General features: G+C 70.1%; 24 protein-coding genes and 1 tRNA gene. 4 read left to right on the plus strand and 21 right to left on the minus strand.

Annotated elements, in window-relative coordinates:
- Nucleotides 1-4 precede the first annotated feature (4 nt).
- The 12 genes from rfbC to BMY97_RS20335 all read right to left on the minus strand — a co-directional run bounded on the left by rfbC (nt 5) and on the right by BMY97_RS20335 (nt 11942).
- Nucleotides 5-553, minus strand: a complete 549-nt coding sequence (gene rfbC, locus BMY97_RS20280) for a dTDP-4-dehydrorhamnose 3,5-epimerase (RefSeq protein ID WP_091618432.1) — start codon at nt 551-553, stop codon at nt 5-7.
- Complete coding sequence (locus BMY97_RS20285) at nt 550-1734, minus strand: polysaccharide pyruvyl transferase family protein (RefSeq protein WP_091618433.1); 1185 nt, start codon at nt 1732-1734, stop codon at nt 550-552. The genes rfbC and BMY97_RS20285 overlap by 4 nt, the downstream gene beginning before the upstream one ends.
- On the minus strand, nt 1731-2684 hold the full coding sequence (locus BMY97_RS20290) for a glycosyltransferase family 2 protein (protein WP_091618434.1): 954 nt from the start codon (nt 2682-2684) through the stop codon (nt 1731-1733). The genes BMY97_RS20285 and BMY97_RS20290 overlap by 4 nt, the downstream gene beginning before the upstream one ends.
- Entirely contained in the window at nt 2681-3958 is a 1278-nt protein-coding gene (locus BMY97_RS20295) for an MATE family efflux transporter (protein WP_245787411.1), read from the minus strand. The genes BMY97_RS20290 and BMY97_RS20295 overlap by 4 nt, the downstream gene beginning before the upstream one ends.
- Before the next feature lie 41 nt (nt 3959-3999).
- Nucleotides 4000-5265, minus strand: a complete 1266-nt coding sequence (locus BMY97_RS20300; protein ID WP_091618435.1) for a DUF4910 domain-containing protein — start codon at nt 5263-5265, stop codon at nt 4000-4002.
- Nucleotides 5265-6287 carry an NAD-dependent epimerase/dehydratase family protein gene (locus BMY97_RS20305; RefSeq protein ID WP_091618436.1) on the minus strand — a complete coding sequence of 341 codons (1023 nt, stop codon included), beginning with the start codon at nt 6285-6287 and terminating at the stop codon, nt 5265-5267. Before BMY97_RS20305 ends, BMY97_RS20300 begins: the two co-directional genes overlap by 1 nt.
- Nucleotides 6288-6293: 6 nt before the next feature.
- Nucleotides 6294-6941 carry a PIG-L deacetylase family protein gene (locus BMY97_RS20310; protein ID WP_091618437.1) on the minus strand — a complete coding sequence of 216 codons (648 nt, stop codon included), beginning with the start codon at nt 6939-6941 and terminating at the stop codon, nt 6294-6296.
- Entirely contained in the window at nt 6938-7729 is a 792-nt protein-coding gene (locus BMY97_RS20315) for a sugar phosphate nucleotidyltransferase (protein ID WP_091618438.1), read from the minus strand. The genes BMY97_RS20310 and BMY97_RS20315 overlap by 4 nt, the downstream gene beginning before the upstream one ends.
- The gene (locus tag BMY97_RS20320; RefSeq protein ID WP_091618439.1) at nt 7726-8961 is read right to left on the minus strand and encodes a class I SAM-dependent methyltransferase; all 1236 of its coding nucleotides are present in this window, start codon (nt 8959-8961) and stop codon (nt 7726-7728) included. The genes BMY97_RS20315 and BMY97_RS20320 overlap by 4 nt, the downstream gene beginning before the upstream one ends.
- Before the next feature lie 215 nt (nt 8962-9176).
- Nucleotides 9177-10049, minus strand: a complete 873-nt coding sequence (locus BMY97_RS20325) for an LLM class F420-dependent oxidoreductase (RefSeq protein ID WP_091618440.1) — start codon at nt 10047-10049, stop codon at nt 9177-9179.
- Complete coding sequence (locus BMY97_RS20330) at nt 10046-10921, minus strand: LLM class F420-dependent oxidoreductase (RefSeq protein ID WP_091618441.1); 876 nt, start codon at nt 10919-10921, stop codon at nt 10046-10048. The genes BMY97_RS20325 and BMY97_RS20330 overlap by 4 nt, the downstream gene beginning before the upstream one ends.
- Before the next feature lie 40 nt (nt 10922-10961).
- Complete coding sequence (locus tag BMY97_RS20335; protein ID WP_091618442.1) at nt 10962-11942, minus strand: YncE family protein; 981 nt, start codon at nt 11940-11942, stop codon at nt 10962-10964.
- Nucleotides 11943-12087: 145 nt separating this feature from the next.
- Here BMY97_RS20335 and htpX point away from each other — a divergent pair, with 145 nt between their 5' ends.
- Nucleotides 12088-12945, plus strand: coding sequence for a zinc metalloprotease HtpX (htpX, locus tag BMY97_RS20340; protein WP_091618443.1), 858 nt, complete (start codon nt 12088-12090; stop codon nt 12943-12945).
- A 17-nt stretch (nt 12946-12962) separates the two neighbouring features.
- Here the strand turns inward: htpX and rfbA are convergent, their stop codons facing one another.
- Nucleotides 12963-13844, minus strand: coding sequence for a glucose-1-phosphate thymidylyltransferase RfbA (gene rfbA / locus BMY97_RS20345; protein WP_091618444.1), 882 nt, complete (start codon nt 13842-13844; stop codon nt 12963-12965).
- Between the two features lie 82 nt (nt 13845-13926).
- Complete coding sequence (locus tag BMY97_RS20350; RefSeq protein WP_091618445.1) at nt 13927-15078, minus strand: sialidase family protein; 1152 nt, start codon at nt 15076-15078, stop codon at nt 13927-13929.
- 213 nt (nt 15079-15291) lie between these two features.
- Between BMY97_RS20350 and BMY97_RS20355 the strand changes: the two genes are divergently transcribed.
- Entirely contained in the window at nt 15292-15984 is a 693-nt protein-coding gene (locus BMY97_RS20355; RefSeq protein WP_091618446.1) for a hypothetical protein, read from the plus strand.
- Here the strand turns inward: BMY97_RS20355 and BMY97_RS20360 are convergent.
- Nucleotides 15971-16357 carry a nuclear transport factor 2 family protein gene (locus BMY97_RS20360; RefSeq protein ID WP_091618447.1) on the minus strand — a complete coding sequence of 129 codons (387 nt, stop codon included), beginning with the start codon at nt 16355-16357 and terminating at the stop codon, nt 15971-15973. The genes BMY97_RS20355 and BMY97_RS20360 overlap by 14 nt on opposite strands.
- A gap of 102 nt (nt 16358-16459) precedes the next feature.
- A complete protein-coding gene (locus tag BMY97_RS20365; protein ID WP_091618448.1) occupies nt 16460-16951 on the minus strand; it encodes a YajQ family cyclic di-GMP-binding protein in 492 nt (163 codons plus the stop codon).
- Nucleotides 16952-17080: 129 nt separating this feature from the next.
- On the opposite strand from BMY97_RS20365, the gene BMY97_RS20370 reads away from it, so the two are divergent.
- Nucleotides 17081-17162 (plus strand) — tRNA-Tyr (locus BMY97_RS20370).
- Nucleotides 17163-17359: 197 nt separating this feature from the next.
- Here BMY97_RS20370 and BMY97_RS20375 read toward each other — a convergent pair.
- On the minus strand, nt 17360-17572 hold the full coding sequence (locus BMY97_RS20375) for a type II toxin-antitoxin system HicB family antitoxin (RefSeq protein WP_091618617.1): 213 nt from the start codon (nt 17570-17572) through the stop codon (nt 17360-17362).
- A gap of 63 nt (nt 17573-17635) precedes the next feature.
- On the opposite strand from BMY97_RS20375, the gene BMY97_RS20380 reads away from it, so the two are divergent.
- Nucleotides 17636-17998, plus strand: coding sequence for an alpha/beta fold hydrolase (locus BMY97_RS20380; RefSeq protein WP_245787403.1), 363 nt, complete (start codon nt 17636-17638; stop codon nt 17996-17998).
- Between the two features lie 51 nt (nt 17999-18049).
- Here the strand turns inward: BMY97_RS20380 and lon are convergent, their stop codons facing one another.
- The 4 genes from lon to BMY97_RS20400 all read right to left on the minus strand — a co-directional run bounded on the left by lon (nt 18050) and on the right by BMY97_RS20400 (nt 23272).
- Complete coding sequence (lon, locus tag BMY97_RS20385; RefSeq protein WP_091618449.1) at nt 18050-20452, minus strand: endopeptidase La; 2403 nt, start codon at nt 20450-20452, stop codon at nt 18050-18052.
- 88 nt (nt 20453-20540) lie between these two features.
- Nucleotides 20541-21380, minus strand: coding sequence for an SAM-dependent methyltransferase (locus BMY97_RS20390; RefSeq protein ID WP_091618450.1), 840 nt, complete (start codon nt 21378-21380; stop codon nt 20541-20543).
- Nucleotides 21377-22231 (minus strand): SAM-dependent methyltransferase, encoded by an 855-nt coding sequence (locus BMY97_RS20395; RefSeq protein WP_091618451.1) that lies wholly within the window; start codon nt 22229-22231, stop codon nt 21377-21379. Before BMY97_RS20395 ends, BMY97_RS20390 begins: the two co-directional genes overlap by 4 nt.
- A 102-nt stretch (nt 22232-22333) precedes the next feature.
- Nucleotides 22334-23272 (minus strand): GNAT family N-acetyltransferase, encoded by a 939-nt coding sequence (locus tag BMY97_RS20400; RefSeq protein ID WP_091618452.1) that lies wholly within the window; start codon nt 23270-23272, stop codon nt 22334-22336.
- Nucleotides 23273-23427 lie beyond the last annotated feature (155 nt).

Raw genomic sequence — 23427 nt, forward strand, 5'->3', positions numbered from 1 at the left:
GTCTTCACCCCAAGCGTTCGAGGGCCTCGGCCAAGGAGCCCGCGGCCGAATCCCGCGCGGAAACCAGCGCGGCCGGCAGTGGCCACGGGATGGCGAGTTCCGGATCATCATAGGCGATTGCGACGTCTTCGTCCGGATTGTGCGCCCGGTCGATCCGATACGAGACGTCGGCGATATCGGAAAGCGCCTGGAAACCGTGCGCGCAGCCGGCCGGAATGTAAACGCTCTCCTGGGTGTCGCCGGAAAGCCGGAAGAATTCACGGTTCCGGAACGTCGGCGACTCCCGCCGCAGGTCCACCACCACGTCGAAGACCTCGCCGAACGAGCAGCGCACCAGCTTCGCCTCGCCGTCGCCCGAGCGCAGGTGCATTCCCCGCAGCACCCCGCGGTACGAGCGGGAAACGCTGTCCTGCACGAACGTCTCCGGTTCGATTCCCACCGACCGGGCCACGTCCGCGTCGAAAGTGCGCGAAAAGAAGCCGCGGTCGTCACGGTGCGGGGTGGGCTGGAAAAGATACGCGCCCGCGATGGTCGGCACGGGAATGGCTTTCATCGGACCTCCGAAGCAGGGAACAGCGAAGCGGACAGCGCGGCGAACTGGTGTTTGAGGCGCTGTTCGTTCTCCTCGTTGTGCTCGGCCAGCGTCTGCCGCAGTTCCGGCGCGCGCCGATCCAGTTCCGCGAACTGCGTGATCAGCCGGTCGACGTCGACCGCGCGGGCCTCCTGGCAGAACCCGTCCAGCCCCATCTCGGCCATCAGCACGTCGTTCTTCTTCGCGTACCCGATCGCGAGCGTCGGCTTCCCGAGCTTCAGCGCGCACAGCACGTTGTGGTACCGCGTCGCGACGACCGTGCCGACGCCGGCCATCGAGCGCATGAGCTCGTCCAGCGTCTCCAACGGCGTCGCCGTGACCAGCGGCGACGCCACGGCCGCCTGGATCTCGTCGACCACCGCCGTGTCGATCCGGTCGCCGATGAACAGCCGCACCGGCCGCTCCTGGGCCACGAGATGCCGTACGAAGCGCGTCATCGCGTCCACATAGGACCGATAGATCCGCTCGCCGTCGGCCCGGTCGTCGTTGCCGCCGTAGTACGCCATCACGCCGACGCCGACGGTGCGCGGGTCCTCGGCGACGGTGGGCACCGGCAGCGAGAACGCCAGGTCGGGGTACACGGCGTCGGAGTCCACGGCCACGCCCATCGAGCGCATCGCCGTGCGCGAAAGCTCGTCACGGTACGAGCGGTACGCCGCCAGCCGTGCCGCCTGCCGGACCAGGAACCGGGTGGCCGGCACCGTGATCCGGTCGGCCCCGACGCTCACCAGCGCCACCTTCGTGCCGAAGAGCCGCCCGGCCGCGCTCAGCAGGAACAGCGCGTACGGGAAACCCCACGGCCGCAACGGAAGCGTCGCCTCGAGCACGCCCATGCCGGGCACGAACACCACGTCCTGACGCCGTACCCACGCGGCCGTGCGTACGACATCGACCAGCTTCCCGAACGCCTTCATCACGATGGACCGCAGGCCCGAGGCGGTTTGGTACTCGTCGGCGTACCAGTTCAGCCGCGTCGCAGGGATGCCGTAGCGGGCCGAAACCACCGCCGGCCCGCCGCAGAAGGCGGACACGGTCGCGTCCGGGTGCTCGGCCCGCAGATAGCCGAGCACTGCCTCCAGCGACCCGTCGTTGCCGAGGTTGCCCGAGCCGAGCAACCCGAACACGCCGACGCGAGCACTCACGAAACCCGTCCCTCCCGGCCGGCCACAACCTGGTCGACGGTCAGGGAAAGCTCGTCCGCGGTCACCGGCGCGCGGTCCTCCACGCGTTCACCGGCGTCGCCCGGCTTGGCCCGGCTGGAGAACCACTCGGCCAACGCGAGGTAACAGCGCCGCCGCTCGCGCGAGGAGAGCGGGGCGACGCGGATCCCGTGCACGTAACCCCAGACGTACTCGGCCAGCAGCCGCGCGGTCGGATTCGTGAACGGGTTGCCGCGCTTCGGGTCGAGGTTCGCGCACCGCGCGCGCTTGCTGGGGTTCGCGCGCTCGGCCCGGTCCGGGTGGTCGCGGCGGAAGTACAGCAGCTCCGGGACCTGGTAAAACGGGCCGTGCAGGGCCAGCTCGGCCACGTACGTGCGGTCGGCGTGGTGGTAGCTGCCCATCGGCGTGACGCGGCGCAGCACGTCGGTCCGCACGACCCCGTAGAAGTCGTCGCCGCCGGGCTCGAACAGCAGGCTCTTGAACCGGACCGAAGGCCGGGCCGCGTCCGTCTTGTGCACGTACTCCAGCGGCACGGTGACGGCGCCCTGGCCGTCGATGATCGCCTGCCAGGAGTGCGCGAGAACGATCTCGGGCCGCGCGTCGAGCGCCTCGACGCAGCGGCGCAGCAGGTCACGGCCGTACAGGTCGTCGTGCGAGGCCCACTTGAACAGCTCGCCGCGCGCCATGTCGAGCAGGACGTTGTGGTTGGGCGTCGCCCCGACGTTGCGGGCCTGGCGCCGGTAGCGGATGCGCGAGTCCTTTTCCGCGTACTGACGGCAGATCTCCTCGGTGCCGTCGGCGGAGGCGTTGTCGGAGATGATCAGCTCGAAGTCCTCGTACGTCTGGCCGAGCAGCGCGTCGAGCGCCTCTCCCAGGAACTCCTCGCCGTTGTAGACGGGCAGGCCGATGCTCAGCCGGGGAACGGTCCTCATCGCGTTCTCATTTCCTCATGACCGACGGATGATTCGACGGATGATTCGACTGGGGTGATTGGCGCCGCGAAGTAGTCGCGCAGGGCGAAGTGCAGCTGTACCCACCACACTCCGGAGCCGGCCAGCGTGGCCGCCGCGACGCCCCACGCGGAGCCGAGCGCGCCGCCCATCGCGGCGCCGGTGAGGCCGAAGGTGACGTACATGGCCGAGGCGATCAGCTGCGAGCGAAGGCTCCTTCGTGCGACGCCGAGTGCGCGCAGTCCAGCCGCCGCGCCAGTGGTGAAGCTGGCGCCGACCACAGCGAGCGTGACGGGCAGGATCAGCTTCGACGAGGTGTCCCACAGCGAGCCGAGCACGAACCGGCCCGCGCTGTCGGGCACGAGCAGCAGCAGAGCGAGGCCCCAGAGCAACGCGGCGGCCGCCTGCGCGCCGCCGAGGATCAGGCAGAAGTGCCGAAGCCGGTGCGGCGACCGTTGCAGCACTCGCGCGCCTTCGGCCACCGTGACCAGCGAAAGCCCCATCAGCAGCGCGAGGAACGGCCCGAGCAGCTGTTCCGCGCCGCGCACCGTCCCGACCGCCGCGAGCCCGGCGATCGCGCCCAGCCCGTACGCGCGTAGCTGCGAAGCCCCGCTGTTGCTCACGTTCTCGACCAGGTAGCGCACGCCCAGCTCGCGGTGGTCCCGCACCCAGTGGCGCACCGCGCCCAGGTTCGGCACCACGCTCGTCTGCACCCAGCCGTACAGCGCCGCGACGCCCGCGGACGCGCCCCAGGCGAGCAGGAACCCGACCACGGTGCCGTGTCGCGCGGCCAGGACCATCGCCGGGAACAGCGCGACGCCCCAGATCGCGTCGTTCAGGAACGCCTTCTGCCCGGCGCCCGCGGCGAAGAAGCCGAACCGCCACGCGTCCTGCAGCAGCAGCGCGGGCAGTACCACGCCGAGCGCGACAAACGCCCCGCCGACCGCGCCGCCCACCAGAAGTCCGAAAAGGACACTCAACACGCCGGTGGCCAGCCCGACGCCCAGCGCCGTGCCCGCGGCCCGGCCGAGCGCCTCCCGCCAGCGCCGCCGGGCCACCCCGGAGAAGCGCACCATCAGCGGGTCCGTCGCCAGGCCGCGCGAGACGTTGAGGATCACGCCGTAGGTCACCCAGGCGATGCTGAACACGCCGAACGCCGTCGCGCCCAGCGAGCGCGCGACGTACAGGCCGACGACGAAGTTCGTCAGGCTGGAGACGGCCTGGTCGCCGAGGCCCCAGCTGAGCCGCCCGGCCATCGCGCGGACGGCCCGTGAGCGCAGGATCGAGGGCACCGCCCTCACTCCTTGAGCAGGCCGGCGGCCTGCAGGGCCCGCGCGGCGCCGTCCACCGCGTCGAACGGCAGGCCGGCGCGTTCGGCGATGTCGAGCAGGCTGGTGGCGCCGTCGGAGTAGCTGAGCACCCAGAGCATCGCGAGCTGGGCGTCCTTGGCGTCGCTGCGCCCGCCGAGCGAGTCGTACAGCCCGCGCTTGCCCAGTTGCGGCTCGCCGTACGGGCTGAGGTTGACGAAGCGGCGGTTGCGGTCGAGCACGGAGAACGCGGTGCGCAGCGTGTCGAGCGTGTCCTCCATCGACTCCGGCGAAACGAAACCCGGGTTGTCCGCGGAGGTGTGGTACTCCGGGTAGCCCGCGTACGGCGTCCGCGTCAGCGAGCCGACGCCGAGGTTGAAGCCGGGTGAGCAGAACTGCCGCTCGTCGTAGCCGTACGGGGAAAAGTCGCGGATCTCGTGCGGCTTGTCCTTCAGTACGTGGGCCATCACGTGGTCGATGTCCGCGTCGCCGCGGCGGCTTCGCTTGTACGTGAGCGAGCCGCGGTCGCCGGCGCAGGCCAGCACCACGCCGTGCTTCACGCGGTCCACGCGCTCGCCGTTGCGCGCCAGCCAGGTGATCGCGCCGATCGTGCCCGGCATGAACAGGAACCGGTAGGTGTGGAACGGTTTTTCCGCGGCCAGGGCCTGCGCGAGCGAGACGGCCACCGCGATGCCCGCGAGGTTGTCGTTCGCCAGCGAGGGGTGGCAGATATGGCAGGAGACGATGACCTCGTTGCCCACCTGACCCGGCACCGTGTGCTCGCCATAGGTCAGCGAGCCGTCGGCCAGCGTCGAGTCGATCTTCACGCGGTAGTCGCCGTCCGGCAGCGCGTCGAGCACGTCCTGGGCGAGGCAGAACCCCCAGGCCGGCGAGTAGTAACTGGTCCGGTACGGCACCCACGACGGGGTTTCGGGCAGCGTGTGCAGGTGCCCGCGCAGCTCGGCCAGGCTCATCGTCTCGTCGACCGGCACGCTGTAGCCGACCACGTGCAGGTTCGACTCGCGGAAGTCGATCACCCGGCGGCCGGCCGCGTCCGCCACGTAGGCGTCGCGGATGTTCCACTCCTGCGGCACGGTCCAGTCCAGCACCGCGGTACCGGTCGGCACCTCGTGCAGCCGGAGCGGGATGTGCTCGCCGACGACAGCGAGCGTCTCGCGCACGCCGTCGCCCGTGATGCTCCGGCAGAACGGGTACATCCGCTCCACCAGCGCGTGCATCTCGGCCCCCGTCAGCATCAGGAGTGCCGCAGCGTTTCGTCGACGGCGCCGGCGTTCTGGCGGTCGTTCAGCCAGTTCAGCCGGGTGAACCGGCGTTCGAACTGCGCCCGGGTGAGGCCGTAGTCGCGGTAGGCGTCGATCAGCTGGAGCGCGCCGTCCTTGACCGACCACTCGCAGTCGAAGCCCGGGATCGCCTCGCGGAAGCGCGCGAAGTCCACGCGGTACGAGCGCGGGTCCGCCCCGGCCTCACCGGTGATCCTCAGCGTGGACCCCGGCACGGCCTCCACGACCTCCTGCGCGATCTCCGCGACCGTCACGTTGTTGCGCTCGGTGCCGATGTTGAACGCCCGGTTGTGCACCACTTCGCGCGGCGCGGACAGCGCGGCGGTGAAGGCGTGCGCGATGTCCTTCGCGTGCACCAACGGACGCCACGGCGTGCCGTCGGAGAGCACCAGCACCTCACCGGAGAGGAAGGCGTGGGCGGTGAGGTTGTTGAGCACGATGTCGGCGCGCAGCCGCGGCGAGAAGCCGAACGCGGTGGCGTTGCGCATGTACACCGGCGTGAAGCTGTCGTCGGCGAGTTTGGAAACGTCGTCCTCCACGCGCACCTTCGACTCCGCGTACGGCGTCACGGGGCGAAGCGGGGCGTCCTCGTCCACCAGGCCACCGCCGCCCGAAGCGCCGTACACCGAGCAAGTGGACGCGTACAGATAGCGCCCCACTCCGGCGTCCTTCGCCAGCTGCGCGAGCCGGACCGACGCGTGGTGGTTGATGTCGTAGGTGAGCTGCGGCGCGAGCGAGCCCAACGGGTCGTTCGAGAGCGCGGCGAGGTGGATCACGGCGTCGAACCCGTCGAGGTGCTCGGGCCGCACGTCACGCAGGTCGACGGTGATCCCGGCCGGGTCGGCGGGCGCCGGGCCCAGCAGGCAGTCCGCGAACAGGCCCGAGTCCAGCCCGGTGACCTCGTGCCCGGCCTCGGCCAGCACCGGCGCCATCACCGTGCCCAGATACCCCGTATGCCCGGTCAGCAACACCCGCATGTCTGTTCAGCCCCTCAAGTCGAGAACGAGTTTGTTCAGTTCGAACGCCTCCGCGTACTGCTCCTGACACTCGATGCCGCGGATCCGCGCGAGGCCGAGGAAGGCTTCGCGGTCGTACCAGGGGCGGTGCCGCTGGGAGGCGTAATGCTCTTGCAGCAGCTGGACTTTCCGCTCGGCCAGCTTGGTGGTGAGCGGCACGTACGCCGGCAGCCGGCCGAGGTCGCCGTCCCACTTGACGATCTCGTAGCCCAGCGTCAGGTACCCGCGCCAGACGGTCGGCACCAGCATGGCGAGGCCGCGGTGGTCCTGGTGCGCGTCGACGGTCCGGGGCGCGAGGACCACCCCGGGGTCGGTGCGCGCGCGCAGCTCTTCGAGCGCGTTCTTGGCCTCGTCCCAATGCGCCGGGAGCCGGCCGTCGGGCAGCTTCAGCACGGTGAGCTCGAGGTCGGCGCCCGGGCAGAACGCGGCGAGCGCGGACCGCTCCTCGGCCTCCCGCTCGGTGCCGCCGCCCGAGAGCACCAGCGCGTCGACCCGGATTCCGGGCCGCAGCGCGCAGATCGTCAGCAGGGTCCCGCCGGCGCCGATCGCGATGTCGTCGCAGTGCGCGCCGAGCACGACGATGCTGTCCAGCCGTTCCGCCGCCAGCCGGATCACGCGTGCACTCGCTGTCCTCGTTCCCAGAGCGCCCACGGTCGTTCGCCGTGGGTGTACGCCTCGTCCAGCGCGAAGCGCTCCTTCACCGTGTCGGTCGGCTTCCAGAACCCGCGGTACGGGTACGCCAGCAGCCGGCCGCGCTTCGCGAGTTCGCCACAGCCGTCGGCGACCAGGTCGCCGTTCTCCGGGATGTGGTCGAAAACCTCCTGCCGCAGCACGAAGTACCCGCCGTTCTCCCACAGCGGCATGTCGCTGACCGGCGTGATGGCGCCGATCCGCCCGCCCTCGTCCATTTCGACGCAGTGGAACGAGGACTGCGGCGGCACCACCATCATCGAGGCGCCGGCGTCGCTCCGCTCGAACCGCTCGACGATCTGGTCCAGCGGCGCGTCGGTGAGCACGTCGGCGTAGTTGGCCAGGAACATCTCGTCGCCGTCGAGGTGCTCGCGCACGCGGCGCAGCCGTTCGCCGATCGGCGACTCGATGCCGGTCTGCACGAACGAGATCGTCCAGTCGGCGATGTCGGTGGACAGCAGCTCGGTCCGGCCGCCGCGGAGCACGAAGTCGTTGGACGTCGTCTCCTGGTAGTTGAGGAAGAACTCCTTGATGTGGTGGGCGCCGTAGCCCAAGCACAGGATGAACTCGGTGTGGCCGAAGTGCGCGTAGTAGCGCATCACGTGCCAGATCAGCGGGCGCGGGCCCACCATGGCCATCGGCTTCGGCACGTCGGAGGCATCTCCGTTGCGCATCCGCATGCCGTACCCGCCGCAGAAGAGGACAACCTTCACTGCTTCACCTCGACGATCTCCAGCCGGGGGATCGGGAACACGAGCCGCCCGCCCCACTTGTCTACATAGGACAATTGCTCGGTGAGCTCGGTCCGCAGGTTCCAGGGCAGGACGAGCACGTAATCGGGCCGGTCGGCGGCGATGCGGTCCGGCGCCAGCACGGGAACGCGGGTGCCGGGGGTGAACCGGCCGTGCTTGTACGGGTTGCGGTCGACGGTGTAGGCGAGCAGGTCGGGCCGGATGCCGCAGTGGTTCAGCAGCGTGTTGCCCTTGCCGGGCGCGCCGTAGCCGACCACCGTCTTGCCTTCCTTGGCCGCCTTGACCAGGAACTCCAGCAGGTCGAGGCGCACCCGCGTGACCCGCTCGGCGAACTCGGTGTAGCCGGACAGCTCGTGCAGGCCCGCCGCCTTCTCGCGGGCCAGCACGTCGACCATCCGCGCGCTCGGCTCGCCGGCGACCGCGGCGGGCCGGGCCCACAGCCGGATCGAGCCGCCGTGCGTCGGCAGCAGTTCGACGTCCACAACGGACAGTCCGCCGACGGCGAGCGCGCGGCGCGCGGATTCCACCGTGTAGTACTGGAAGTGCTCGTGGTAGATCGTGTCGTACTGGTTGTCCTGGATCAGCGTGAGCAGGTGCTGCACCTCGATGCTGACCCAGCCGTCGTCGGCCACCAGTGTCCGCAGGCCGTGGGTGAAGCCGACGATGTCCGGGATGTGCGCGTAGACGTTGTTGGCCGCCACCAGGTTCGCGGGGCCGTGCGCTTCGCGGACCTCACGCGCCGTTTCGGGGGAGAGGAACGCCGTTTTCGTCGGCACGCCCTTTTCGCGCGCCGCTTGCCCGACGTTCACCGAGGGCTCGATGCCGAGACAGGGGATTCCCTGCGCCACAACGTGTTGCAGCAGGTAACCGTCGTTGCTGGCCACTTCGACCACCAGCGAGTCCGCGCCGAGGCCGAGGCGCTCGACCGATTCGTCCACGTACTCGCGCGCGTGCTCCACCCAGGAGGTCGAGTACGAGGAGAAGTACGCGTAATCGGTGAACGTGTCCTCGGGCGTGATCAGCGGCGGGATCTGCGCCAGCCAGCACTCGGTGCAGACCTGCAGGTGCAGCGGGTAGGTCGGCTCCGGCTCGGCCAGCTGCGCCGCGGTCAGGAACCGCTCACAGGGCGGCGTCGCCCCGAGGTCGACAACGCTCGCCAGAGCTGTCGATCCGCAGAGTCGGCATGTGGTCATCAACGGGCTCCTCGGCTCGCGGCGTGCGTGCTAAACACGTCGACGACCAGCGGAGGGTCGTTACACGTTCCGGGGGTTTGCATGCACCCCGAAGCGGGATTGTGACAACGGTCCGGTTCAGCTTGTCAAGGCGGGAAAGCGTGCCTTGACAAGCTGAACCGGACCGCGTTTTGGCTTCGGATCGGGGTGCAGGGTGGGGGCTGGGTGCGTGCGGGTCAGAGCTTGGCGGCCGCCGGGATGACGTCGGTGGCGAACTTCTCCAGCAGCTCGAGGCTGGGCACGCCGGGCACCCAGCCCATGGTGGCTTGGATGCCCTGTGCGCTCAGTTCGCCCAGTCGGTCTAGCAGTTCCGCGGTTTTTTCGCCGTTTTCCCCGATATCCAGCCAGAGAGGAACGGTTTTGGTGATGTCGTCGTAGTTTCGGCCCACGTCCTCGCAGTGCTGTTTCAGCACCGCCAGCTTGTGTCCCAGGTCCGGGCCGGGGAAGACGTTGCAGGCGTCGCCGTACTGCGCGACGAAGCGGAGCGTCTTCTTCTCGCCGCTGCCGCCGATCAGGATGGGCGGGTGGGGCGACTGGAGGGGCTGCGGCACGTTGAGCAGCCGTTCGGCGGAGACGTGGGTGCCGGTGAACGGGGCATCGCCGTCGGACCACATCTGGCGGATGTACCGGAGGGCGTCTTCGAGCTGTTCGAAGCGCTCCTTCATGGGCGGGAAGCGGAAGCCGAGGCCGCGGGACTCTTCCTCGTTCCAGCCGGCGCCGATGCCGAGGAGCGCGCGGCCGCCGGACAGCACGTCCAGCGTGGTGACGGCCTTGGCCAGCAGCCCGGGGTGACGGTAGATCACGCCCGAGACGATGGTGAGCAGCTTGATCCGCTCGGTGTGCCCGGCCAGGTAGCCCAGCGTGGTGTAGGCCTCCAGCATCTCGTGCTCGGGCGGGCCGTAGCGCTCGATCTGGAAGAAGTGGTCCATCACCGACAGGTACTCGAAGCCGGCCTGGTCCGCGGCCTTCGCCACCGCCGCCAGGTCGGGCCCGAGCGCCGCCGGGCCGTTCGGCCAGGTCAGCTGTGAAAGGTGGAGTCCGAGCTTCATCCGAGCTGCTCCGCGGCCGGGATCACGTCCGTGCCGAACTTCTCGATCAGGCCCAGGTCCGGCACGCCCGGCGCGGCGCCGATCGCGGCGTGCACGCCGAGGCCGCGCAGCCGCTCCAGCTCGCCGAGCAGCTCACCGGCCTTCTCGCCCTTCGGGCCGATGTCCAGCACGTGGTAGACGGTCTTGGTGATCTCGTCGTAGTCGCGGCCCTCGTTCTCGCAGTGCTGCTTGAGCACGTCGAGCTTGTGCTCCAGCTCGGGGGTGTTGAAGATGTTGCACGAGTCGCCGTACTTCGCGACGAAGCGGAGCGTCTTCTTCTCCCCGCTGCCGCCGACCATGATCGGCGGGCGCGGCGACTGGAGCGCCTGCGGCACGTTCAGCAGCCGCTCGGCCTCGAAGTGCTTGCTCGTGAACGGGCCGTCGCCCTCACCCCACATCTGCAGGATGTACTGGAGGTTCTCCTCCAGCAGCTCGAAGCGCTCGCCGGTGGGCGGGAACGGGAAGCCGAGGCCCTTCGACTCCTCCTCGTTCCAGCCCGCGCCGATGCCGAGGATCGCGCGGCCGCCCGAGAGCACGTCGAGCGTCGTGACGGCCTTCGCGAGCAGGCCGGGATGGCGGTAGAGCACGCCGGTGATCACGGTCAGCAGCTTGGCGCGCTCGGTGTGCGCGGCCAGGAAGCCCAGCGTGGTGTACGCCTCGAGCATGTCGTTCTCGCTCGGCCCGACCGCGCGGATCTGGAAGAAGTGGTCCATCACGGCGAGGTATTCGAACCCGGCCTGATCGGCCGCGCGCGCCACGGCGGCGAGATCGGCACCGAGCTTCGGGGCGCCGCCGGCCCAGGTGAAGTCGGGAATCTGCAGTCCAAGTTTCATGTCACCAACGGTATACCTGGAGTCGCACCATCTGCTCGCCTCAGAAGTCGCGCACGATGGAAACGGTGCCGTGCAAGGGATCCGTCACGTAAACGGCGCGCGTGCGCTGGTCCACCGCCACGTCGCCGGGGTTCACGCCGAGGCTCAGCTCGCCGCTGAGCACGCCGGCCTTGCCGTCCACGCGCGACAGTCCGTTCTGCCCGCCGTTGGTGTACACGGTTTCCGAGCCCTGGTGCACGGTGAGCGAGGAAGCCTCGCTGCGCAGCAGGACGGTCTTGCTCTGCACCCGCGTCACGGAGTCCACAATGGACATGTTGTGGATCGCCGAGTTGGCCACGAACACCGTGCCGCTCGCCTGGTGCACGGCGACGCCGGTGGGGGACGGGCCGACGCCGGTGCTGCCGGTGAACTTCCCGGAGTCGAGGTCGAAGACCTCCACCGAGTTCGTGCCGGGGCTGGTGCAATAGGCGATCCGCCGCCCGGTGTCGAGCGCGATCCCGGCCAGGCCCGGCTTCGGCGCGGGCACGATCTTCTGCGTGCTGAGGCTGACCCCGTCGAGGATCGCGAGCGTGCCGGTGCTGTCGCTGACCGCGTAGACCTGGTTGGCCCGCGAGTCCACCGCCACACTGGACGCCCCGGCGCCCGCACCGATCACGCTCACCGTCTCGTGGCTCTGCGCGTCGATCACGATCACCGTGCCGCCCGGCGGGTTCGCGACGTACACGCGGTTCGCGACCGGGTCCACGGCGACGTCGCTGGGCGCGCCGCCCACCGGGAGGACGGCGACGACCTGGACACTGCCCGGGTCGAGCACCGCGACCGAGCCGGACGCCGGGTCGGTGACGTACACCAGCCCCGTGACCGGGTTCACCGCCACGGCCGAGGGCGCGCCCCCGACGTCGACCACCCGCACCTGCTCCGCCCAGGCAGGCCTGGCCAGCACGGCCGTGGCCGCACCCGCCGTGACCAGCGCGAACAATCCGCGCCGGGTCAGCCGCCCGGAAGGCCCCGGACCCCGCATCGCGCACCTCCGCCGGAGGATGATCGGTTGGGATAGCGCCCCGACCCTAACCCGCGAGACGATCAGCCGAAGGAACTAAGAGTCCCCCGATGGCGTTGTTTCCGGTGGGTAACCACCATGGAGAGCGGACGGAGGTCAGGCGGGCGTGCACAAGCACCAGAACGGGCTGAAGACGGCGCTGTTGCTCGGCCTGTTGTCGGCGATCATCATCGTGATCAGCGGGTTCTTCGGCCGCGGGGCACTGATCATCGGCCTGCTGCTGGCACTGGGCGTGAACGGGTTCGCCTACTTCAACTCCGACAAGATGGCCCTGCGCGCGATGCACGCGCGGCCCGTCTCGGAGGTCGAACAGCCCGCGATGTACCGGATCGTGCGCGAGCTGGCGACCCATGCGCGCCAGCCGATGCCCGCGCTGTACATCAGCCCCACGGTCGCGCCGAACGCGTTCGCCACCGGCCGCAGCCCCCAGCACGCCGCCGTCTGCTGCACCACGGGCATCCTCGACCTGCTGGACGAGCGCGAGCTGCGCGCGGTGCTGGGCCACGAGCTGTCCCACGTCTACAACCGCGACATTCTGATCTCCTGCGTCGCCGGCGCGCTGGCCGGCGTGATCACCGTGCTGGCGAACGTGGCGATGTTCTTCGGCGGCTTCGGCGGAAACAGCCGCGAGGGCAACCCTTTCGTCTCGCTGGTGCTGATCCTCGTGGGCCCGATCGCGGCGGCCGTGGTCAAGATGGCCGTCAGCCGCTCCCGCGAATACCAGGCGGACGCCTCGGGCGCCCAGCTGACCGGCGACCCGCTCGGCCTGGCCTCCGCGCTGCGCAAGCTGGAGCGCGGCACCCGCGCGGCCCCGCTGATGCCGGAGCCCGCGGTCGTCTCCCAGTCACACCTGATGATCGCGAACCCCTTCCGCCCCGGCGAAGGCCTGTCGAAACTGTTCTCCACCCACCCGCCGATCGAAGACCGGATCCGCCGGCTGGAGGAAATGGCGCGCGGCCACTGATGGGGGGAACCGGCCCGTCAGCCGGTGGCGCCCGCGGTCCGGGCCACGTTCATCACGTAATCGCCGTAGCCGGACTTCGCCAGCTTCGTGCCCAGTGCGTAACACTCGTCCGCGCTGATGAAGCCCATGCGGAGCGCGATCTCCTCCAGGCAGGCGATCCGCACGCCGGTCCGGTGCTCCAGCACCTGCACGAACTGCCCGGCCTCCAGCAGGGAGTCGTGGGTGCCGGTGTCGAGCCAGGCGAAGCCGCGGCTCAGCTCGATCAGGTTCGCCCGGTCCTGACGCAGGTAGGTGAGGTTGACGTCGGTGATCTCGAGCTCGCCGCGCTTGGACGGCTTGAGCTTGCGCGAGATGTCGACGACCTCGTTGTCGTAGAAGTACAGCCCGGTGATCGCGTTGTTCGAGCGCGGGTTCGCGGGCTTCTCCTCGATGGACAGCAGGCGCCCGTTCGCGTCGACCTCGCCGACCCCGTAGCGCTGGGGGTCCTTCACCTGGTAGCCGAACAGCACGCAGCCGTCGAGGTCGGTCGCCGCCGTCTTGAGGGTGCTGGAGAAGCCCTGGCCGTAGAAGATGTTGTCGCCCAGGACCAGCGCCACGGACTCGTCGCCGACGAAGTCCGCGCCGATCACGAAGGCCTCCGCGAGACCGTTGGGGCTGGGCTGTTCGGCGAAGGAGAACGACAGCCCGTACTGGCTGCCGTCGCCGAGCAGCCGGCGGAAGTTCGGCAGGTCGGACGGCGTCGAGATGATCAGGATCTCCCGGATGCCGGCCAGCATCAGCACGGAGATCGGGTAGTAGATCATCGGCTTGTCGTAGACCGGGAGCAGCTGCTTCGACACGGCCTGGGTGATCGGGTGCAAGCGCGTCCCACTGCCCCCCGCCAGCACGATGCCCTTCATTCCCGCTCCTCGCCTCGTCGGACATTCACCGTACCGGGTGAGTGTGCCGTGACCTGCTCGACAACGGGTACAGGGGGCGGGCTCAGGGCATCGGGCCCTTGCCGAAGTACGCCTTGCAGCCGGAGTCGTACTGCGTGGCGACCTCCAGCACGCCCGTCCCGTTGTCCACCGGCAGCAGCGTGGAGGAGTAGTTGGGGCAGAAGTTGTTGTAGATACCGGTGATGAGGATGGGGGCGGGCGCCTCGTACCAGTCGCCGACGCCGAGATTGTCGTTCACCAGCAGGACCTGGCCGTTCTTCGCGGCCACCGGGGTGCCGCCGGCGTCGGTGTAGATCTGGCCGACCATCACCAGCCGCACGCCCTGGGGGCCGCCGGGGAAGAGCGTGATCGTCTGGGCGTGCTGGAAGTAGTCGCCGTTCGCGGTGGTGACGCGGGTGCCGGGATCGGCCGGATCACCCCAGTTCGCACCGTCGGTGGAGATCTTGTAGTACGGGTCGCAGTAGCGGTCGCCGTAGTTGCAGATCTCGTAGCTGAACCAGTAGCGGCCGTCGGGCAGCCGCCGGATGATCGGCATGCCGGGGCGCACCCGGTCCGGCGGGATGGCCAGCGTGAGCTGCTTGGTGCCCCAGTGGACGCCGTCGGTGGACGCGACGCGGTTGATCACCTGCGCGTACTTCGGCGCCTGCGTTTCGTCGGCGTAGTTCACCCAGAGCGTGCCGCCGGCGTCGACGTTGAACTCCGGCTCCCAGATGCCGTCGTGGTTGTGCGAGCGGGCGGCCTCGGAGAGGAACGTCCAGGTGTGGCCGCCGTCGCGGCTCGCCCAGACCTTGATGCCGATGCGCCGCTGGGCGCCCGCGTCCTGGCGGTAGCTGGCGCCCCAGAGCAGCGTCCCGGGGCGGAGCGCGCCGACGCGCTGGGGCAGCTCGTAAAGCGTCCCGCAGCATTCGCCGAGTTTGCCGTCGGGGTCGCGCACCTCGCCGATCTTGTGGAAGCTCGCGCCCTCGTCGGTGCTCTCCATGATCGGCGTGAACTTGCCGCCGCCGTCCTCGCTGGTCAGCGCCGCGAGGATGTGGCCGCGGCCGAACGCCGAGTACTGGAGCCGGACCAGCCGCGGGTACGAGCCGAAGCCGTCCACCAGCTGCTGTTTCCCGACCACGGCGGACGCCGGCGAGAGGCTCGCGGCGACCACCGCCAGGGCGGTGAGGAACGCGATCAAGGGGGTGGCACGGCGCATCCTGAACCTTTCTCACAACGGCCGCGCGATTACACCACGCACACGGCGGTCTCCCCGGCCTCGCCGCCGCGTCTCCGCAGGTCGGCGCCGGGATTCCACTCTTCCGAGGGGTTTGCTCGGCTCCACCGGGTGGCCGGCTTGGTAACGCGCGGTCAAAGGGTGACGAAAGAGGGCTTGAGGGCCGGGTCGCGGCCCACGAGGGGGATTGGCACGATGACTGGTTTCGTCGGGCGCGTCGCGCTGGTGCTGACGGGCGTCCTGGCGGCGGCCGCGCTGGCGGGCTGCTCCGTTCAGCCGTCCGGCTGGGGGATGATCGTGGGCCAGGCCCATGACCCCGTGTCCGCGCCGCCGTCGTCGTCGGCCCCGCCGCCACGCCCGGTGGAGGCGCCGACGGAGACGCACCAGGGCAAGGGCAACGGCAGCATCACCCTGACCTGGCCCGTGGACGTGGCCGGCTACCTGACGTTCGACTGCCCGCACTGCTCGTCGAACGTCGTCGTGAACACCGACGGCGACGAGGGCCTGCTGATCAACGCCATCGGCGCGTACCACGGCACGGTGTGGTTCAACGTCTCCGAGGACCGCAAGCCCTCGCGCACCTTCACCGTGAGCGCGAACTCCTCTTGGACCGCCACGATCACCGACCACCGCGCCCTCCCGACCATCAGGGCGGCCATCCCGTACGAGGGCAAGGGCGACGCCGTCCTGAAGGTCCCCGCGGGCGTCGCCCACGGCACCTTCAAGACCGGCTCGGACGGCCACTCCGCGGTCTGGGTCCAGGGCGGCGGCACGATGGACCTGGCGGTCAACCAGATCGGCGCCACCACGGTTGCCTTCGACGTCCCCGGCCCGACCCTGATCGCCGTGGAAGCCTACGAGTCGAAGTGGACTTTCACGGCTTCGTGACGGGGCTTCCGACGATCGTGGCGTGGGCCGCGATGACCTTCCACCCCTCGCGCCCGTCGGGAATCCAGGTCCGCGTGTACCGCATACGTGCGGCCAGTGGCTGCCCGTCGACGGTCGCTTCAAGCGTCCCGAGAAACCACGTGACGCCAACGTGTTCGGCGGCGAACACCCTCAGGTCCTCTTCTTGGAGGTGGCTCACCACCTGCCGCCCGCTCTCGTGCGCGCGCAGATCGTCCTGTTTGGAGGAGAGACTCCCGTCCGGCCCGGTGAACCGCATCGCGTCGTCGATCAGCTCGTCCAACGCCGCGACATCAGAGGCAAGCTGCGCCGCTTGGAGCCGCCGCTCGGCCGCACGGAGGGTTTCTTCGGTCATGGCCCCGACCTTCGCAGCCCGGGTGGGGCGGGGTCACGGGATTCCGCTCTCGGCGGAGCTGCCGAACCGCGGGCATCCGGCGTTGGGATGCCCGCGGGCGGGTCAGCGGTAGTTCGTGAACTGCAGCGCGATCTCGAAGTCCTCGCCCTTCAGCAAGGCGATCACGTCCTGCAGCTGGTCCTTCTTCTTGCCCGACACGCGCAGCTGGTCGCCCTGGATTTGGGCCTGGACGCCCTTCGGGCCTTCGTCGCGGATGAACTTCGCGATTTGCTTGGCCTTGTCGGAGGCGATGCCCTGGAGGATCTTGCCGCCGACCTTGTAGATCTTGCCCGAGAGGGCGGGTTCGTCCGCCTCGAAGGCCTTCAGCGAGATGCCGCGTTTGATCAGCTTCTCCCGGAAGACCTCGATCGCCGCGAGGGCGCGCTCCTCGGTCTCCGACTCGAAGGTGACGGCTTCCTCGCCGGCCCAGCTGATGGTGGTGCCGGTGCCCCGGAAGTCGAACCGGGTGCCGAGTTCCTTGCTCGCCTGGTTCAGGGCGTTGTCCACCTCCTGGCGGTCGACCTTGCTCACCACGTCGAAAGAGGGATCCGCCACGTGTCCTCACACCTCGTACTCGCTCGTCAGGGGCCACCAGCCTAGCCCCTGCCCCAGGCGCGGGTATCCCGGTTGACCCCGGCCCCGGCCGGTTGGGTATCCTTCTCCACGGCTGGTTCGCCCGGCCATGGCGAGTTGCCCGAGCGGCCAAAGGGATCTGACTGTAAATCAGACGGCTCAGCCTTCGGGGGTTCGAATCCCTCACTCGCCACACCAGCCAGATCGGCCCGGTGACCAACAGGTCGCCGGGCCGATCTTGGTTTGCGGGTGTTCAGGTCTCGCTGGTTCTAGCCGAGCAGGTCGAGGAACTCCGCCGCGGTGAGGCCAGCCTGCCGCAGGATCGATCGAATCCGACGGATTCGAGAATGCGAATCACTTTGCGGACCGGGAGGTCGGAGAGAGCCGGGCTCACGCGGCGCCGGGCACCTGGAACGAGGTGACCAGGGGTGTCGCGCTGGGGTGCGGGTCCTCGGCCTCTTCGAGGTACAACTCGACGGCTTCAGCCAGGTTGGCCAGCGCTTCATTCACGCTCGTACCTTGGCTGGCCACGTCGACCTCCAGGCACTGGGCCACGTACCAGTCCTCTTCCTGATGGACGGCGGCGGTGAACACGTTCGACATACCTCCAAGGATAGGGGCTCACGGGTTCGAACGGGACTCCAGGACTGGTCCGACCGCACAGCCGTGGCGGAGTACGCCGCCGCCGGCGCGGAGATCCTCGGCAACGATCCCGCCGAGGCCCGCGCGACGGCCGAGCGCGTCTTCGACCGCACCCCGGGCACGGATCCCGCGGTCCAGCTGGCCAACCAGCTGGGCATGGTGTTCGCCAAGCTCGACTGCACGCCGCGCTGGCGCGAACGCCTGCCCGATCTGGTGATTCCGACGCTCGTGGTGCACGGCCGCCGCGACACCTTCTTCCCGGTCGGCAATGGCGAAGCACTCGCGCGTGAGATCCCAAACGCGCGGCTGCTCGTCCTCGAAGAGGCCTCGACCGCCATTCCCGAGACGGCCGCCGGCGAGGTCGCCGAGGCGATGCTCGCGCTGTAGAAGGAAAAGGCCCCCGCTCCGGAGAACGGGGGCCTCACCGAACAGAACCGCTCACGCCGCCTGGCGCACCGCCGTGGAAGCCGGCGTCAGGGCCAGGTCCAGCACCTCACGGACGTTCGCCACGGCGTGGACGTCCAGTTGGGAAAGGACTTCGGCCGGGACGTCGTCCAGGTCGGGCTCGTTGCGTTGCGGGATGATGACCGTCTTCATGCCCGCGCGGTGGGCCGCCAGCAGCTTCTGCTTCACGCCGCCGATCGGGAGGACGCGGCCGGTCAGGGAGACCTCGCCGGTCATCGCGACGTCGGCGCGGACCACGCGGCCCGAGAGCAGCGACGCGAGCGCCGTGGTCATGGTCACGCCGGCCGAGGGGCCGTCCTTCGGCACCGCGCCCGCGGGGACGTGGACGTGGATGCCGCGGTCCTTCAGGTCACTCACCGGCAGCTCCAGCTCCGCGCCGTGCGAACGCAGGTAGGACAGCGCGATCTGCACCGACTCCTTCATCACCTCGCCCAGCTGCCCGGTCAGCTGCAGACCCGTCGCCCCGCTCTCCGGGTCCGACAGCGACGCCTCGATGTACAGGACGTCACCACCCGCGCCCGTCACCGCGAGACCCGTCGCGACACCCGGCAACGCCGTGCGCTGCGTCGACGCCGGCAGCGAAGACTCCGGCACGTGCCGCGGGCGGCCCAAGTACGTCTCCAAATCGGCCGCGTCCAAGGAAACCGGCAGGGAAAGCTCGTCGAGCGCCACCTTCGTCGCGATCTTGCGCAGCACCTTCGCGATGGTCCGGTTCACGTCGCGCACGCCCGCCTCGCGGGTGTACTCGGCGGCGATCCGGCTGTACGCCCCGTCGGTCAGCACCACGTCGCCCGGCTTGATGCCGGCCCGCTCCAGCTCACGCGGCAGCAGGTGGTCGCGCGCGATGGTCACCTTCTCGTGCTCGGTGTAACCGTCCAATGTGACCAGTTCCATGCGGTCCAGCAACGGGCCGGGGATGGTGTCCAGCGCGTTCGCCGTCGCCAGGAAGACCACGTCGGACAGGTCCAGCTCCACCTCGAGGTAGTGGTCGCGGAACGTGTGGTTCTGCTCCGGGTCCAGCACCTCCAGCAGGGCGGCCGTCGGGTCGCCGCGGTAGTCGGCGCCGACCTTGTCGATCTCGTCCAGCAGCACGACCGGGTTCATCGAGCCGGCTTCCTTGATGGCCCGCACGATGCGCCCGGGCAGCGCGCCGACGTATGTGCGCCGGTGGCCGCGGATCTCCGCCTCGTCCCGGATCCCGCCGAGGGCGACCCGGACGAACTTGCGGCCCATGGCCTTCGCGACGGACTCGCCCAGCGAGGTCTTGCCGACCCCCGGAGGACCGGCGAGCGCGAGTACGGCGCCCGAACGACGCCCGCCCACCGGGCCGAGGCCCGATTCCGCGCGGCGCTTGCGCACGGCCAAGTACTCGATGATGCGTTCCTTGACGTCGTCGAGGCCCGCGTGGTCCGCGTCGAGCACGGCGCGCGCGGCGGCGATGTCAAAATTGTCGCTCGTCCGTGAATTCCAAGGCAGCTCCAGCACTGTGTCGAGCCAGGTGCGGATCCAGCCGCCCTCGGGCGACTGCTCGGAGGTGCGCTCCAGCTTGTCGACCTCGGCCAGCGCGGCCTTCTTCACGTTGTCGGGCAGCTCGGCGGCTTCGACGCGGGCGCGGTAGTCGTCGTCCTCGGCGGTGCCGTCGAGCTCGCCCAGCTCCTTGCGGATCGCTTCGAGCTGGCGGCGCAGCAGGAATTCCTTCTGCTGCTTCTCCATGCCGTCGGCGACGTCCTTGCGGATGGTGTCGGTGACCTCCAGCTCCGCCAGGTAGGCCCGAGACCATTCCAGGGCCTTTTCCAGACGGGCGCTGACGTCGAGCGCGTTCAGCAGCTCGATCTTCTGGTCGGTGTTCAGGTACGGCGCGTTGCCGGACAGGTCGGCGACCGCGGACGGCTCCTCGATCTGCTGGACGGCGTCGATCATCTGCCAGCCGCCGCGTTGCTGGAGCACGGAGATCACCACGGCCTTGTACTCGGCGGCGAGCTTGGCGGAACGGTCGTCGGTGGTCTCGGCGGCGTCGTCGGCGTGGACCCAGCGGGCCGCGCCGGGACCGTCGGCGATGCGGCCGACGACCGCGCGGCCGGTGCCGCGCAGCAGGACGGCGGCCTTGCCACCGGGGACCCGGCCCACGCGCTCGACGGTCGCGACGGTGCCGAGCTCGGCGTACTCGCCGTGGACCCGCGGCACGATCAGGACCTCGGCCTTCGCGGCCACGCCGGAGTGGATGCCGGGGAAGGACGCCGTCGACGGCGTCTTGGCCTGTGCGGACTCCACTGCGGCCCGGGTCTCGGCGTCGGTGAGGTCGAGCGGGACCACCATGCCCGGCAGCACGACGTCGTCATCGAGCGGAAGGACGGGCAGGAGGCGGGTGTCGGTCATGTGCACTCCTCGGTTAGTTGAGTCTGCACTGCTCAACTCTCCGAAGGGCTGGTTTGTTTCCGCAGGAGTGTTCGCTGGGAGCGATCGGTCAGGAGGGCCGCCGCGCGACCGCGCACCAGGCGAACGGCCGGGTCTCGGCTTCCACCGCCGAGACCGTCTGCTCCGGGCGCCAGTCCGGCAGCGCCGTCATCCCCGGCTCCAGCAGGGGCCAGCCGCCGAACCACGGCAGGATCTCCTCGGCCGAGCGCAGGTACGCGGGGTTCGAGGTGTCGCGGTAGGCGTCGACGAAACGGCGGACCTCCGCGGCACGCTCGGGCGGCGCGTCTTCCGTGCAGGTGCCGTGTGTCACGGCCAGCCAGGACCCCGGCGCGAGCTTCGCGCGGTAGGTGGCCATCAGGCCGTCGGGGTCGTCGGCCGGGCCGATGAAGTGCAGCACGGTGATCATCAGCAGGCAGACGGGCTCCGACCAGTCGATCAGCCGCCGCGTGGCCTCGTCGTCGAACACCGCTGCCGGGTCGCGGATGTCGCATTGGGCCAGGCCGGCCCAGTCCGTGGCGTCTTCACGCTCGAGGATGAGGGTCGAGTGCGCGGCGGCCACGGCCTCGTAGTCCACGTAGACGACAGCGGCGGGCTCGTCCTCGGGCAGCCGGTCGCGCACGATCTCGTGCACGTTGCCCGCCGTCGGCACGCCGGAGCCGAGGTCGACGAACTGCCGGACGCCCGCGTCCAGCGCGGCCTCGACCACCCGGTTCATGAACGCCCGGTTCTGCCGCGAGATCGGCCGGATCAGCGGCCAGACCTTCTCCACCCGGCGGCCGAACTCGCGGTCGACGGCCCAGTTCTGCGAACCGCCCAGGTACCAGTCGTAGACCCGGGCCGCGGACGGCTTCTCGATGTCGACGCCGGGCGGCACCTCGTCCGCGGTCATGCCGGCGGCTTCTCCGCGACCCCGCACCAGGCGAACGGGCGCGCCTCGGCCTCGACCGCGTTCAGCTCCCGCTCCGGGCGCCAGTCCGGCAGGTGCGTGATGCCCGGCTCCAGCAGCGGCCAGCCGCCGAACAGCGGCTCGATCTCGGCGCGGTCGCGCAGCCACATCGGGTTGCTGGTCTTGCGGTACTGCTCGACGAGCCAGCGCAGGCCCTCCAGCGCCGGGCCGCTGCCGTCACCCTCGCTCATCTGGGAGATGGCGAGCCAGCTGCCGGGCGCGAGCGCGTCGCGGTAGGCCTTGACCATGCCCTCCGGATCGTCGTCCGGGCCGACGAAGTGCAGCACCGCCATCATCATCAGGCAGACCGGCCGGTCGAAGTCGATCAGCTCGCGGGTGACCTCGTCACGCAGCACCGTCCTCGGCTTGCGCATGTCCGAGTGGACGATGCCCGCCCAGTCGGTGGCCGCCGCTTCTTCCAGGATCAGCGTGGCGTGCGCGACGGCGACCGGCTCGTAGTCGACGTACACCACGGTCGCGCTGTCCTCGTCGTCCAGCTCGGCCTCGATGATCTCGTGCACGTTGCCCGCCGTCGGCACGCCGGAGCCGAGGTCGACGAACTGCCGGACGCCGGCCTGCAGCGCCGCGCGCACCACCCGGTTCATGAACTCGCGGTTCTGCTTCGCGCCGGGTTTCACCAGCGACCACTGCCGCTCGACCCGGCGGCCGAACTCGCGGTCGACGGCCCAGTTCTGGGTGCCCCCGAGGTACCAGTCGTAGATCCGGGCTGCCGACGGCTTGTCGGTGTCCACGCCTTCCGGCGCTCTCGGTGCGGAATCCGGCTGATCGGTCACGTCGACGACTCCCCTCGTCCGGCCATTGCAGCCAGCCTAGTCAGCGGGGCCGCGGCGGGCAGCCGCCAGTCGCCCCGGGGGGACCGCTCGTCGCAGGGGCGGTCAGCGGACGGCGGGTCGCCGCTGCCAGCCTGTCCACAGTGGACGGTAGCCCTGGGCGTACCAGAACGGCGTCGACCGCGGGTTGGCCAGCGCGTGGTGCAGGAGGACGACGTCGGCGCCCGCCTCGTCGAAGACCTGGTGCGCGTGCGCCGCCAGCGCGGTGCCGACGCCGGCCGAACGAGCCGCCTCGGCGACCGCCAAGGAAGAGAGGTACCCGACGCGCGAGGCGGCGACGCGGTGCTTGATCCACGACGTCTCGTCCGGCATCTGCAGCACGGCCATGCCCAGCGGCTGCCCGTACAGCTCCGCGATCCAGACCTGCGGCTCCGGGCGCTCCAGCTGGCGCAACAGCTCCTTCGACACCACTTCCTCGGCTCCGGGCCGCACCGTGACGCGGCCGAACTGCGCGTCGTACCGCTGCAGCTCCAGCATCAGGCCGACGGCGGTGTCCAGGTCGTCCGGCGTCGCGTGGCGGATGCAGACGCCGGGGGTCGCGGCGGGTCCGGGAGCGGCCATCCGCTGGGCCGGGCGGACCGCGATCACGCCGGCCGGCGCGAAGCCGTGGCGCAGGAGTTCGGCGGTTCCGGCGGTGTCCCGGCTGGGCCGGGAGAGCACTGCCGCACATTCGGGGTCCCCCGGGCGGGCGAGGGTCCGCAGGTGTTCATCCCATCGAGTGAGCAGGGCGTCCAGGGCGGCCGCGGGGTCGGGTCCGGCGAGCTGGACCTCGAGCCGGTGCTCGGCCAGCGCCCGCCAGATGGACTGGGGGCTGTCGGCGCCCAGCTCGGTGTGGGTGGCCAGGCCGGCCGCGCCGGTGGCGCCGACCTGGGCGGACAGGACCGTGGCGTCCCCGTTGACCTCGAAGGGGAATGGCGCGGGAAGCAAGGCGTCCACCGTGGCGATCCGCGCCGCGTGTCCGGTGGCAGTCACGTCGTTGTGCATGCTTTCCATTGTCGTCCCGCGAGCGCCGGCAGAACCCCAGAACACACCCCGCAGCGCCCGATGGGGCCGGATCAGAGCCGAACGGGGCGTTTCACTCCTTGGTCCACGCAGGTCAGCGCCACAACCCCATTGTTAACCCTGGGGTGATCTCCTAC

This window comes from Amycolatopsis saalfeldensis (genome assembly GCF_900110575.1).
GTDB classification, from domain to species: domain Bacteria; phylum Actinomycetota; class Actinomycetes; order Mycobacteriales; family Pseudonocardiaceae; genus Amycolatopsis; species Amycolatopsis saalfeldensis.